Origin of the sequence: Rhizobium sp. P44RR-XXIV, from assembly GCF_001999485.2 — a bacterium.
Lineage (GTDB): Bacteria > Pseudomonadota > Alphaproteobacteria > Rhizobiales > Rhizobiaceae > Rhizobium.
Window position 1 is genome coordinate 13,219 of record NZ_MPVZ02000018.1, and the last position, 13,202, is coordinate 26,420.

Below are 13,202 nucleotides of genomic sequence, written 5' to 3' on the forward strand. Positions count from 1 at the left end.
GTTATATATTTGTGGATAAGGAACCGGCGTGAGAGTTTTCAAAAACGGTTGGTTCCAGAAATTTGCCCGAAAGGAGAAAATCTCCGACGCCATGCTTTGTGAGGCTATTGCGCGCGCCGAACGCGGTCAGATTGATGCCGATCTGGGTTCTGGTCTCATCAAACAGAGGCTTGCTCGGCCTGGTGCGGGAAAGTCTGGTGGATTCCGGACGTTGGTTTTCTTCCGGACGCAGCAGAGGGCTGTTTTTGCATTTGGCTTTGCCAAGAGCGACATGGCCAATCTTGATGATGCGGATGAGGCTTATCTGAAAAAGGCCGCGAAGCTGATTCTAGGATTTTCAGATGAGCAGATAGACGCGGAAATCGCTGCGGGGCGTATGTCAGAGGTGAAGTGCGATGAGTAAGACCTACAAAAGTGAGGCATTGGCAGCCGTCCACGAGATGATGGAAGGTTTCTACGAATCCGGAGCGATCGACAAAAAGACGATGCGCGAATTTGATGAAGGCTGCCTGACAACCGTGGCCTCCCTGACTCCGGACGAAATCCGCTCAATCCGCGAGCGCGAAAGCATCTCCCAGCCAGTGTTTGCTCGTTACCTCAATGTTAGCAAAGGGCTGGTTTCCGATTGGGAACGTGGTGTGAAGCGGCCGAGTGGTCCGGCGCTGCGCTTGTTGACCGTTGTGCGTAACAAGGGTCTGCAGGCCATCGCGTGACGCGCTGTCGAGCATATTGACCCGCTCTCGGCCGGCCCTACGGCCCTTTTGGAGAGAGCGTGCCGGCCGAGAGCTACCGACGCAGGATATTGCTATATTGGGGCAGGGTTGCCGCATAAACTAGCTGGTCGGGCAAGTTGTTGAGGGAGATCCAGAATGCCGACGATGAAGTCTAGCCGTCTTGCCCGCCAGATTGCCGAAATGGCAGACGCACAGCGCCGCCTCGGTATCATGGATGAGGCAACCTATGGGAAAATTACGGTGCCGCATCTTGGGGAGGGCGGCGGTAGCCGCCCCGCTCCGTAGGCGAACGCGCTCACACATTGCGCCGAAGAGAGCCGGAGGAGCGGCCAGAGACATGCCCCGGTGCGTCAGCTCCGGGACCGTTTTTTCCATTGAGCTGGCTCGTGGAAGACCTTATTGCGCCGCCGCTCTTTCATCTCTTCTCCTGAAATACCAGGTCGAGGATCATCGATCGCCGCCTGTATCCCGCGCCTCATCAACTCGTCACGCAGATCGATGTGTGGTTCAAGCTCATGGGCTTCGCCCAGGAGGACGAACGCCGCTTCGGATGGATCGATAAAGTGGCCCTGTTCGATCCTATCGAGCAGCCATGCCGCGAGCGACGGCGGCAAATAGGCTTCGAACCGTAGCCCACCTTTTGCCGCCTGGTCGCGGAGCCGCTTGGCTTGCTCGATAGCATAGGCCTTGTCAGCAGGATCGGGCCATTGAAATTTGTTATCGTGATCGTCGGTCATGCTGGCTCGAACGCTCCTCTAAACTCGGGGTCGGCATAATAGGCGAGCTTGCCGGCGGCGATCGGCCGTTGGCCCGCGAGAAACAGCAGTTCGAGATTTTGTGGCATGTTGCGTACTTCGTCGGGCGTCAGCAGCGGCCGGCCGACATGCTGTTGACTGTAGGATATGCCGGTCTCGTCGGAATCGATAGCGCGGGCCATCGTCTGGAAGACGACGGTTTCCTGTCCGAGCAGATCGGAGACCAGGCGGGCACTGTCGTGATCGTTGACCCCGAAGACCTGAAGGACGCCGGCATTGGAGAGGAAAGTTCCGGCCTTCTGCCCATAGGTCGCCCGCAGCTGGTGGACATCCTGCAGGATCGGCCAGAGCTGGACGCCATAGCCGGCCATTAGTCCCATCGCGCGTTCGACCGGCGCCAGGTGGCCGAGGGCGGCAAACTCATCCAGCAGATAGAGGACAGGGGTTGCCTGTTTGGCCGGATCGCGTGCCATGTCGAGCAGGCTTTGCGTGACGAGCAGGCGCAGCCAGCGTGAATATGTCGAGAGCCGATGGGCGGCAGGACGAGGAAGACGGAGATGTTGCGGCGCTTGAGATCGGAAAAGCGGAAATCCGATCGGCCGAGCACCGCCGTCATACGCGGACTATCGAGAAAATGCGTGTGACGCTGCGCCGCCGACAGCACGCCGGCCGCCTCGCGATCGGACTTGCCGAGGTGACGATTTGCAGCGCGGGCGATCAGACCGGCCGCCGCATCGGTCGCCTGCATCTGTTTCAGCAGGGTGGCAAAGTTCTCGGGGGCAAGGGTGAGATATTCGCGCAGCGTGCCGAGGTGCCGGCGGCCGGCCGGCTCGACGGCTGCGATGGTCAGCAGCAGTCCCGAAATCAGCGCCTTGGCTTCCTCATTCCAGTGGGCCTCACCCGACATACCAGGCTCGTCGAAGACGAGGGCATCAGCCAATGTGCTGGCGTCCTCAGCGACATCGAGGCCGTCCACGTCGAGCGTGTCGATGGGATTGAACGCGGCCGACGGTTTGCCGGTGATGCCGAAGGGATCGAGGACATGGACCGGGCCAAAATTCTGGCGGGCACGGCCGGCGATTTTCGCATTTTCGCCCTTGGGGTCGATGCAGATCACCGAGCGATCAGCGGTCAGCAAATTCGGGATGATCGTTCCCACACCTTTGCCTGTTCGCGTCGGCGCCATCGTCAAAAGATGGGCCGGCCCGTCATAGCGCATGAGGGATTTTGATTTCGGGTCGCGGCCGATCAGAAGGCCGGTTCCGGAGCGGGTGAGGGGAGCAACTTCCTTGTCGGTGGCGAAGCGCGCCGAGCCGTGGGTGTCGGCTTGGACATTGCCGAAATGGAGAAGCACGCTCGGCGTCACCATCAGCAGAAACAGGATCACCATGAAGACGAGGAAGCCGATATTGAACGCGGCCCATCCCCATGTCCCTTGAGCAAAACCCGCGTCCGCCATAGACGAGCCGCCCCAGATGCCGGTAACCAGGATGATCGCGATATAGAGGACGGCGAAGCGCAGGCCGCCTTTCGAAAGTGCGTGGAAGAGAAACGCGCCGACAGCCCATCCGGGGTTTCTGGCGGCGGTGCGGAACATGGTGGAAAATGCGCTGACCACCCTCATGCCGACTGCTCCGGCGTGCCCTCCGTCATCGGTTTCTCTGCGCTAAGTAGATCGGCAAACAGTGCCTTGTCACCATCGCGGGTGAGGAAGCCGGGCAGCTCACGGCGCAGCCAGTCTGCGAGGCGCTTTGTAAATTCCGGATCGTTTGCATTTTCGAGACGATGCAGGACCAGGGCACCGAGCAGAACCTTGCGCCGCGTATCGTTGGCCCGTTCCTGTTTTCCCAATCTGGCTTTCAGGGCCGACCGCTGAGCATCCAGTTCCGCCAGCCGCTGTTCAATTGTTTTGCGCGCCAAATTTCTACTCCTTTGAATAAACGTCCTTGATCCTGCGAAGCGCTTCTTCGCTGCTAATCTCCCCGGCCTCATGAGATGCGGTAATCGCCGCGATCTCTCTTCCGCTTTGCAGAAAGTGCGGATTACCAGCCGTGGCCATATGTTCGGGCCGCGTGCTTGTCGCCGGGAAAACGATGCCAGTAAGGTCGGCTTCGTTCTCGAACACAGAGGCGATCAGGGCATCGACCGTCTCCATAGATCCACTCGGAAAATCACGGCTCACCGAAAGATCGCCATGTTCCGTCTTGATCGTTACGGCACCCAGCGCCGGCACGAGATCGAAGATCCGTGTCAGAGCGCCGATGGTTTCCGCCGAAAGGGTAACAGGCTCATCCGTGTTTCCGATCATCGCCAGTTGCCAGGGTGGCCGACGCGAAGAAGCTTGCTTGAGCTTAGTGATCGCGGATTTCGCATACGTGCGTTCAGTCAATTTACCGCCGCCTTTCGTTCCGATTGCTGATCACTATAGGGGAAACAGGCTCGATGATCACGGTAAAGATACCCTCTATGGCCAGAAAACTGCCAATCGATCAGCCATTTTATGCGTTTCGTGTGATGCGCTGAGGTTAGCCGCAGCGTGATACCGATGATTTCGAGAGCGTAGCGAACAGGATCATAAGGGCGCACTTACGACTTGCTGCGCAAGTCAGTGCTTGTTATCCTCCTTGGTATTCGGAGGATGCTGTTTGGCGATCTATCATCTCAGCGCAAAGCCGATATCGCGGTCATCCGGCCGTAGCGCTGTTGCGTCAGCCGCTTATCGCTCCGCCGTAAAGCTAACGAATGAGCGCGACGGGCTGGTGCATGACTTCACTCGCAAAGAGGGCGTGCAGCACACGGAGATTGTGCTCCCCGAAGGCAGTTCGGCGGTATGGGCGCTGGATCGCTCGGCTTTGTGGAATGCGGCCGAGTTTGCCGAGAAGCGGAAGGACGCCCGCGTCGCCCGTGAGTTCGAGGTTGGGCTTCCGCATGAGCTATCGGCCGAAGGGCGGATCGAGGCGACGCGGACCTTTGCCCAGGATCTGGCCAATCGGTATGGCGCTGCGGTGGATTTTGCGATCCATGCGCCGCACGAGAAAGGCGACGTTCGGAATTATCATGCCCACGTTTTGATGACGACGCGGCAGGTGGGCGAGGGCGGTCTTGGGGAAAAGACCTATCTTGAGCACAAGAATGCCCGCCTGTTATCGAACGGGATGGCGACGACGGACATGCAGCTTCGCGACATCCGGCAGTCGTGGGAAAGCATCGCAAACAGCCAGCTTCAGCGCGAGGGGCTGGATATCCGGATCGATCATCGCTCGCATCAGGAGCGTGGGCTAGAACTTTCGCCGACCGAGCATGTCGGGGTTCACGCCACTCAGATGCAGCGGCAGGGAATGGGTGTCGAGCGAGCACGGCTGGATGCCGAGGCGGCTCAGAAGAATGCCGAGCTGATCCGCGAGAAGCCGGAGCAGGTTCTGACGATCATCTCCCAGGAGAAGAGCGTGTTCGATCGGCGCGACGTTGCTCGTACCCTTCATCGCTATATCAATGACGATGCCCAGACGTTCCAGAATGCGTTTGCTTCGGTGATGGCGTCGCCGGCATTGGCGGAGCTTCAGCCGGAGCGGGTCGATCCGCAAACGGGCGAGATCGAGCTTGCGAAATACTCGACCCGCGAGATGGTCAATCTTGAATCCGGCATTGCGCGATCGGCCGAGCGGATGGCGGATGATCGCAGTCACGGTGTCGATCGCCGGCATGTCGTTGCTGCGATCGGGCGCCAGGATGCGGCCATTCAGAAAGTGTCCGGTGATGGGGGCGCGCGACTGTCGGATGAGCAGCGCCAGGCGATCGAGCATGTGACGGGTCCGGAGCGCATATCGGCCGTCGTCGGGTTTGCCGGGGCTGGCAAATCCACCATGCTTGCGGCGGCGCGTGAGGCGTGGGAAGCGCAGGGGTATCGGGTTCATGGTGCCGCGCTTTCCGGCAAGGCGGCCGAGGGTCTGGAGGAGAGTTCCGGGATCGAGAGCCGGACGCTGGCGTCCTGGTCACGGGGTTGGGAACGCGACCGTGGGACGCTCGGCCGCGGCGATGTTTTTGTCATCGATGAGGCCGGCATGGTAGGCAGTCGGCAGCTCGCCGGCTTCATTGGTGAAGCCGAGAAGCGTGGTGCGAAAATCGTTCTGGTCGGGGATCATGAGCAGCTGCAAGCGATTGGTGCCGGCGCACCGTTCAGGGCCATTGCCGAGCGGATCGGCCATGCCGAACTTTCCGAAATCCGCCGGCAGCATGAGGGCTGGCAGCGTGAGGCTTCGGTGTCGTTTGCCACCCACAAGACCGCCGATGGCCTGGCTGCCTATCGGGATCATGGCGACATTCATTTTGCTGCCGACGGTGACGTAGCGCGGGCAGAGATCGTGCGCGATTATCTAGCCGATCGCGAGGATCGTCCGGAGGGTAGTCGTGTCGCCATGGCGCATCGCCGTGTCGATGTTCGCGCCATCAATGACGCGATCCGTTCGGGACTTCAGGATCGCGGTGAACTGGCCCAAGTCGCGCCTGGTGGTGCTGGCGGTGAGGAGCTTTCGATCGGAGATGGCAGGGGCGAGGAAAGGCCTCGGGCGCTGACCTATCAGACCAATGACGGAAAGCGCGATTTTGCCGAAGGCGACCGGATCGTGTTTCTGGAAAACGATCGGGATCTTGGCGTCAAGAACGGCATGCTGGGAAAAGTGCTCTCCGTCGAGCGCGACGCAATACAAGTGCAGCTCGACGGGAGAACGGCGGATAAACCCGATCTCGTCACTGTACCGGTGAACAGTTACCAGGCCATTGATCATGGCTATGCCACCACGATCCATAAGAACCAGGGCGCGACCGTTGATCGGGCCTTTGTGCTGGCGTCGGGCACGATGGATCGGCATCTGACCTATGTCGCCATGACCCGCCATCGTGATGGGGCGCAGCTCTATGCCGCCCAAGATGAGTTAGCGGATAGGAAGGCGGGCCAATTGGTGGCGCACGGGGTTGCGCCCTACGAGCACAAGGCCGGCAATCGCGACAGCTATTTCGTGACGCTGGAGAATGCCAACGGCGAGCGCTCGACGACATGGGGCGTCGATCTGGGGCGGGCGATGGCCGAGGCGTCGCCGGAGATCGGCGCGACGATCGGCCTTCGTCATGAGGGGTCGGTTCCCGTCACCTTGCCGGATGGAACCGAGACCCATCGCAACGGATGGCGAGTGCAGGATGCCGGCGAGCTTGCTTATGATCAGCTTGAAAGCCGGTTGTCGCGTTCCGGAGCCAAGGAAACGACGCTGGATTATGCCAGGGACTTTGCCGAGCGGCGCGGTATTGCCGAGGCGATCGGCGTCCGCAGCGAGATCGATCTTGGTGATGCCGCAATCAGGGGGCACGAGGCGCCCTCCCTTGCTGGCTCGACAGCGGGGGCTGTTCAGGATCGGTCAGACAGCGAGCGTTCTGCTTACGAGGAGCGTACCCCCTCGCAGGCCGATCCTGAGCGCATGGAGCGTGCCCCTCGGCGCGGCATGTTCGACGGCCTGAAGCTGAAATCCGGCCGTGGCGCTACACAGACCGAGCGGCCGGCGCGGGGCGGCGAGCGGCGCCAGGAGGATCGAGGCGAGCGAGACAGGCTGGCGGAGCGGGTTCGGCCCATGTCGGGCTTTGAGCAGGCCGTCGATCGCTATGCGCAGGCCTATAGTTCCGTCGATCGTCAGCATAGCCAGGATTTGCCTGTCCTCGATGCCCAGAAGCAGGCTTATCGTACAGCGGCGGCCGATATGGACCAGGTACGGCCGGGATCGCATGCGCTGGTCCGCTCGGCCATGCAGTACGATCCTCAGACGGCAGAGGCCATGACCCAGCTTTCCGGCCGTGAGCGTGTCGGCCAACTCGTCGCCGGCATGGACCGGGAACGCGTCCTGCAGTCTGATCCGAATGTGCGGGCCGATCGCTTCATAGAGCGCTGGAACGAGCTTCGTGCCGAACACAAGGATCTGCGAGGTTGGAACAATGATGAGGCGCGGGGTAAGGTCGAGACCGAAATGCATGGCATGAGTAAAGGGTTGGATGACGATCCGAAGCTTGCAAAGACATTGAGTGGCCGTGCGTCAGAAATGGGCATCAGCCATATCGGCCAGGGACAGACCCTCACCCAGCAAATGGAGCAGCACCTCACCCAGGGTCGGAGCCAGAGCATGGGGCTTGAACGATAGAAGGACGAGACGGCATGACCGACGATGATCGCAATCACCATCCCGAGGACATGGAGCCAGAAGCGTTCCACGGCGAGGATGATGCCGGCGATCCGGCGGCCGCGTTTGAGGCCTTGCGCGATACCGTCGAGGACCTGGCCGCCGATCTCGGCCGAGAGATGACGACGATCCGCAAAGGCGTCGAGTCTGCCTTCGATCAGCTGGAGCGGCAGGGAGCGACCGTCGATTATAGCGCCGAGCTGGGCCGCATGACGCAGCAGCTCACCGTCGTCGGCGAGCACCTGCAGGCGATCCAGCAGGTGCCGATTCTCCGCCAGGGTGCCGAGCACTATGCCCGCGTCCTCGAGCGCAGCGGCGAGGGTCTCGTGCGATCGGCCGCGCAGAAGCTCGAGAACCGTGCCTCCGATCTCGAGCGCATCAGCCGAAACCTCTCCGCCCAAGTCGAGGGTGCCCGCGAGCGTGGCCGACAGGATCGGTGGTTGATAGGTGTTGGCCTTTCCGGCGTGGCACTCGGCATTCTGTTCACGTTGTTTGGGCCGGCTGTTTTGCCGTTCTCGGCGGCGCCGCGTGTGGCAAGTGTCGTCATGGGCGAGGATGCCTGGAATTCTGGTATGGAATTGATGCGGTTCGGCAGTCCGGCATCATGGGAGCGTGTCTCGGCGGCCGATCGGCTGATTGACGCTAATAGTGCTGCGATCACCGCCTGCCGCAAGGCCGTCGCCTCGTCGGGGAAGCCGCAGGCGTGTTCGATTACCGTAACCGCAGGGCAATGAGGTCGGCAGATGGCGCGGTTTAAATGCGGTGCCTGTGGTTTTGATGGCGAGCGGGAATGGACCGGCCAGAAGGCGTGCCCGGAATGCGGGGAAATTCGCAGGTTGAGGGTCGCGATGGCGACTAACGAAATGACTGATCAGGAGATTGAGCGGCTGGAAGCACTGCTGCAAGAGGCGCCGGCTGAACGATAGGGCTGCGCGCTGCGCCCCTTATCGACTCTCTCGGATCGGGAACATGTCCTCGCCGTAGTGGTGCAGCCTGGTGTGATGTCGCCGGCATAGCCAGCGTACCTTCAGAGGTTCATCATATTGATCATGATGGGCGTCTACCGTCTCGTCGCCGCAGACCTCGCAGGGCAGTTTTGCTATCTTGCCCGAGTTCAAGGCGCGTTGAACGGCTAGGTGGGCGTCGTATTTTGCGGGATTAGCCCGTCGCCAATTGGCTTGGCGGGTGTCGGTGTTCAGCATTCGATAGCCTCGTCCAGAGCGGTGAGCATGATCTTTCGCAATTCGCGCATTCTCTAATCCCTCCTGCCCGTAGGCTGATCCCTCCAAGCGGTGCGGCCTCAGACGAGGCCGCGCTTCTTCTTTTCCCGCGCCATGATCTTCCCGAACGCCTTCTCCCAACCGATGGTATGGACTAGCCGGTCGAAGTTGGCATCGGTGCCCCGGATGAGATCCAGACGCGATCGTTTGGACACGTCTGCCCAGTCATCATAGAGGACATACAAGGCGTTGCCGTAGTCCATATTTTCGAACACGACGAGGTCATCAGCGTATCGGGCACCGATGTAGTTGCCGAAAGCCCCTCTCCCTTTGAGGTAGGCTTGCGGTTTCAGAAGTGCGAACAGTTTGACCCGGTCGGCAACAATCCCGGCTTTGCTCGACGAAAGCTGGCGTCCAGACGTTAGCCGCCCCACGATGTCATCGTTTTTGCCAGGCGGAAAGACGTCCCAATCCAGCGAAAGCGTTGCAATGATATCGTCAGTTGACGCGCTTTCGCTGAAAACATCGACCTCGCCGCAATTCTCCTGCAGCAGGTTGAGCATAAACAGAAGCTCATTTTCAAAGCCAGATTGGGTTCGCAAGAGAGGCTGATTGACCGTCATCTGGTAGATGCCGCCGCCGGCCGATCCAGCCGCCATTTTCATCAAGCGCGTTTCGATCTTGTAGAAACGCGGCTCGTGGTACTCCGTCTGGTAGACTTCACGATCGCGGTAATGAGCGTGAGTTCCGTATCGCGACGCGTCACCAAAATTGGGCGACTCCCAATAAAAGGTCTTCGTGATCTTCGGGAGGTCTTCGCGTTTTTCAGTCCAGCCATCGCTATTCCGTGATGAGAAACGTCCCATATCCGTCGCGGGCATAACCTCACTCGCCTCATCCATTTCACCAGGGGGCGAAAGATGGGCATATACGTCGGCAACATCGGCTGCACGGAGTGTCTTGACGCACCTCACGACAAATGCGTCGGTCGGGAGGTTTTGAATTTTTTGGAGGATAGCCGCCGGCACCTGCTTCAGGTTCCGCTTCCAGGGCACTTTCCGATACTTCTGCATCAACAAACCCTTATATTCCTGCTCTTTGGTGAGACCTTGAGCGAAGGACATAGGACGACCAGCCCCGGTCAATGACCAGGGTTGGTCCCTGCCCTTCACGTAGCTGCCTGCTCTTCGGAGCCGACCTCTCGCTTTGGACCCCCGACTACCTCCACTGGCGTCAGGATCGACAGCTACTTCTCGGAAGTATTGTGGACCTCCGGCGGCCCCGCTTCTGTCTTAGGGGTCGGTTCCGGCTGGGGGCGGAATGACACCCTAAGCGTTTGCCTCCGTGGGCCAAAGATATTCGCCGGTCAGCAGGATATGCGCCCAGCCCAGAGGAGAGATGTGGGCTAAAAGTTCGGGTGGCACATCGAGGCCTTCGTTTCGCCGTTCGGCGACGGCGTGGCCAAGGTGGACGGTATTCCAGTAGATGATGATCGCCGTCAGCAGATTCAGCCCGGCGATCCGGTAATGCTGCCCCTCAGTGGTTCGATCACGGATTTCACCTTGACGGCCGATGCGCAGGGCACTCTTGAGGGCATGGTGGGCTTCGCCCTTGTTGAGGCCAATCTGGGCGCGGCGCTGCATATCGGTATCGAGGATCCACTCGATGATAAAGAGAGTGCGCTCGACGCGGCCGACTTCCCGAAGCGCGGCCGCAAGATCGTTCTGTCGGGGATAGGATGCGAGTTTCCGGAGCAACTGGCTCGGTCTGATCTTTCCGGCGGCCATCGTGGCAGCACAGCGGAAGAGATCAGGCCAGTTTGACACAATCAGTTCTTCGCGGATTTTGCCGCCCACCAGCTTGCGTAAATCTTTGGGTGTCCCCGCGGGATCGAAGACATAAAGCCGTTTCGACGGTAAGTCGCGGATGCGCAAGACGAGCCGGTAGCCGAGCATGGCACTGGTCCCGAACAAATGATCGGTAAACCCCGCCGTATCGGCGTATTGCTCGCCGACCTGCCGGCCGACTTCATTCATCAGCAGGCCATCGAGGATGTACGTAGCTTCACTGACGGTTGCGGGAATAGTCTGTGAGGCGAACGGCGCGAACTGGTCATTGACGTGGGTATAAGCCTTGAGCCCAGGCTCACTGCCGTACTTGGCGTTGATCATGTTCATGGCCTCGCCCTGTCGTGCCGAAGGGAAAAACTGACCATCGCTTGATGCGGTTTTTCCCATGCCCCAGAACCGGGACATCGGCAGCTTGCCCTGCGCGGCCACGACCATCGCCAGCGCCTGGTTCATGCCCTCGCTTTCGACATGCCAGCGGGCAAGGCGCGAGAGCTGCCAGTAATCATGCGTGTTCGAGGCTTCCGCCATTTTTCGAAGGCCTAGGTTCAGCCCTTCGGCGAGCAGAACGTTCAGCAAGCCGACCCGATCGCTGCATGGCGCTCCGGTTCTGAGATGGGAAAAGGCGTCCGAGAATCCGACCGCCGCGTCAACTTCCAGCAAGATGTCAGTGATCCGCACAGGCGGCATTCGACGATAAAGATCGAGGACCAGTTCCTCTGCGCTTTCGGGAACGTCTGCGGTCAACCGGTCGATCCGCAACGTTCCATCTTCAATGCTACCATGGGGGATGGTCCCGTCGCGAGCGGCACGTGCCAGCCGCTTCAGACCATCCGCAAGGCGACCCTTGCGGTCAGCCAGCCAAGCTTGAGGATCGAGAGGAACAGCCATCCTGGCATTCGCCTGCGCCGAGGTCATCGGAACAAGCACCTGCTTGAGATCGCCGTAGCGGCGGGAATGATCCAGCCATATGTCTCCAGACCGGAAAGCATCGCGAAGATGAAACAGCACCGCGACCTCCCATAAACGACCATCGCCTCGGTCTTGCGCTCGGAGATGGCGATGCCATTTCGAATTCGGCCGCAGGAATGATATACCTGTTGATGTCGGCGCACGTGTTTCGCCGATGGCTTTCGCGGCTGCAATCAATGGCTCCGCCACCGACGCAGCCTTGAGCTTCAGGCATCGCAACATCCGCGGCGCATATCGGCGAAAACGATGATACCCTTGTCCGACGTGAGCCAACGGCTCGTCTGCCAATGTACTGGTGAATTGCGTCCCTACGGCAACCAGCTGTTCAAGCTGATGCCATTCGGCCGACCGTGCCAACACATTGTCCAACGGAACACCATCGTCGCGAGCTTCCAGCAAAGAGGCTCCCAATGCCGTGAAAGCGCGAAGCGTATCGGTGACTGCGGCCTTGGAACCGGCAATCCGCTCGTCATGTAGCCGTTTCGCCTCTCGCCAAGTTTTCCCAACGATGCGGTCGTGGGTTTCGATGATGGCATCGGCGATCGCGGCTTCCCATTCGACGACGCAAACGGCGAGGATCGCCCACCGCCGATCCGAACTGATGTCGCGCAGGCCATCCGTGAAGTAACGCTCGCCCTGCCGACGCAGGCGCGCGATGCGGTGTGGCGGTACGCCTAGGAGGATCTGGGGATCGACTTCCAGACCGCGCAGGAACTCCAGCCGATCAAGCAAGCGGTTCGCTGATGCGGAATTGCTGCCGACTTCGAACTGGCGAAGCCAGATGAAACGGCTGATGTTTCCGTCAACCATTTCGGTCAGAAGCCCGTCCAGTTGCTCGCGCACACTAAAGTCGAGCCTTTCCGCTATCCGTGTCTCAATGCATCGCTCGGCGGCAACAAGGGCATCGGCGCACAGACGCTCGATCGTTGACGCCGCCGGCAGGATGGTCACCATTTTCCTGCATTGCGCGACGAAGCGCCGCGCCAGATCTTCGTTCGACCTGGCATCTTCAGCCTGATCGAAAAGCCAATCCCGCAGATCACGGGCCCCGCGCCCCGTGAATGTCTTGTAGCCGTAGATCTCGCGCAACGCCTCCATATGTTGCTGGCGGGTCTGACGCCGGGCGGCATAGGTGAGAAGCGCATCGGCCGGAACGCCGAGCTGAGCTCCGATGAAGGAAAGGACTTCATGCGGAATCATTTCGCCCGGAGCCAGCGCGCGCCCTGGATAGCGTAGTGCACAAAGCTGCAGGGCGAAACCCAGCCTGTTTTCTGGTCTGCGGCGTTCCTGAATGTTTGCCAGATCGTCGTCGCCCAATGTGTAATGCTTCAGCAGTGATAACTCGTCCGTCGGCAGGTCGAGCAACGCCGAGCGCTGTCGCTCGGCGAGAATATGTCGTCTTGGCATGCGCGCGTTGTCCCTGTTGAAGTACAGTCTGTTTTGGACAACAATCGCC

General features: G+C 60.1%; 11 protein-coding genes and 1 pseudogene. 5 read left to right on the plus strand and 7 right to left on the minus strand.

Annotation, left to right across the window (positions count from 1 at the left end):
• Positions 1 to 28 precede the first annotated feature (28 nt).
• The 3 genes from BSK43_RS00235 (at position 29) to BSK43_RS34955 (ending at position 1,019) form a co-directional block, all read left to right on the plus strand.
• On the plus strand, positions 29 to 403 hold the full coding sequence (locus tag BSK43_RS00235) for a type II toxin-antitoxin system RelE/ParE family toxin (protein WP_077472837.1): 375 nt from the start codon (positions 29 to 31) through the stop codon (positions 401 to 403).
• A complete protein-coding gene (locus tag BSK43_RS00240; protein ID WP_077472838.1) occupies positions 396 to 713 on the plus strand; it encodes a DNA-binding transcriptional regulator in 318 nt (105 codons plus the stop codon). Before BSK43_RS00235 ends, BSK43_RS00240 begins: the two co-directional genes overlap by 8 nt.
• A 156-nt stretch (positions 714 to 869) precedes the next feature.
• Entirely contained in the window at positions 870 to 1,019 is a 150-nt protein-coding gene (locus BSK43_RS34955) for a hypothetical protein (protein WP_169055349.1), read from the plus strand.
• A 65-nt stretch (positions 1,020 to 1,084) separates the two neighbouring features.
• On the opposite strand, the gene BSK43_RS00245 is transcribed toward BSK43_RS34955, so the two are convergent.
• The 4 genes and pseudogenes from BSK43_RS00245 to BSK43_RS00260 all read right to left on the minus strand — a co-directional run bounded on the left by BSK43_RS00245 (position 1,085) and on the right by BSK43_RS00260 (position 3,797).
• On the minus strand, positions 1,085 to 1,471 hold the full coding sequence (locus tag BSK43_RS00245; protein WP_077472839.1) for a hypothetical protein: 387 nt from the start codon (positions 1,469 to 1,471) through the stop codon (positions 1,085 to 1,087).
• Positions 1,468 to 3,113 (minus strand): annotated as a pseudogene (locus BSK43_RS00250) (type IV secretory system conjugative DNA transfer family protein). Before BSK43_RS00250 ends, BSK43_RS00245 begins: the two are co-directional and overlap by 4 nt.
• On the minus strand, positions 3,110 to 3,409 hold the full coding sequence (locus tag BSK43_RS00255) for a mobilization protein (RefSeq protein ID WP_077472840.1): 300 nt from the start codon (positions 3,407 to 3,409) through the stop codon (positions 3,110 to 3,112). Before BSK43_RS00255 ends, BSK43_RS00250 begins: the two are co-directional and overlap by 4 nt.
• A 4-nt stretch (positions 3,410 to 3,413) precedes the next feature.
• Positions 3,414 to 3,797, minus strand: a complete 384-nt coding sequence (locus BSK43_RS00260; protein ID WP_236760106.1) for a hypothetical protein — start codon at positions 3,795 to 3,797, stop codon at positions 3,414 to 3,416.
• 337 nt (positions 3,798 to 4,134) lie between these two features.
• On the opposite strand from BSK43_RS00260, the gene traA reads away from it, so the two are divergent.
• Both traA and BSK43_RS00270 read left to right on the plus strand, forming a co-directional pair.
• Positions 4,135 to 7,668: a Ti-type conjugative transfer relaxase TraA gene (gene traA / locus BSK43_RS00265; RefSeq protein WP_077472842.1), complete on the plus strand. Its 3,534-nt coding sequence runs from the start codon at positions 4,135 to 4,137 to the stop codon at positions 7,666 to 7,668.
• A 14-nt stretch (positions 7,669 to 7,682) separates the two neighbouring features.
• Entirely contained in the window at positions 7,683 to 8,441 is a 759-nt protein-coding gene (locus tag BSK43_RS00270) for a DUF6118 family protein (protein WP_077472843.1), read from the plus strand.
• Positions 8,442 to 8,651: 210 nt separating this feature from the next.
• Here the strand turns inward: BSK43_RS00270 and BSK43_RS35480 are convergent, their stop codons facing one another.
• From BSK43_RS35480 to BSK43_RS00285, 3 genes are all read right to left on the minus strand, one after another.
• A complete protein-coding gene (locus BSK43_RS35480) occupies positions 8,652 to 8,909 on the minus strand; it encodes a hypothetical protein (RefSeq protein WP_077472845.1) in 258 nt (85 codons plus the stop codon).
• 98 nt (positions 8,910 to 9,007) lie between these two features.
• Entirely contained in the window at positions 9,008 to 10,051 is a 1,044-nt protein-coding gene (locus BSK43_RS00280) for a hypothetical protein (protein WP_077472846.1), read from the minus strand.
• A 204-nt stretch (positions 10,052 to 10,255) separates the two neighbouring features.
• Positions 10,256 to 13,153 (minus strand): Tn3 family transposase, encoded by a 2,898-nt coding sequence (locus tag BSK43_RS00285; RefSeq protein ID WP_077472847.1) that lies wholly within the window; start codon positions 13,151 to 13,153, stop codon positions 10,256 to 10,258.
• Between the last annotated feature and the right edge of the window lie 49 nt (positions 13,154 to 13,202).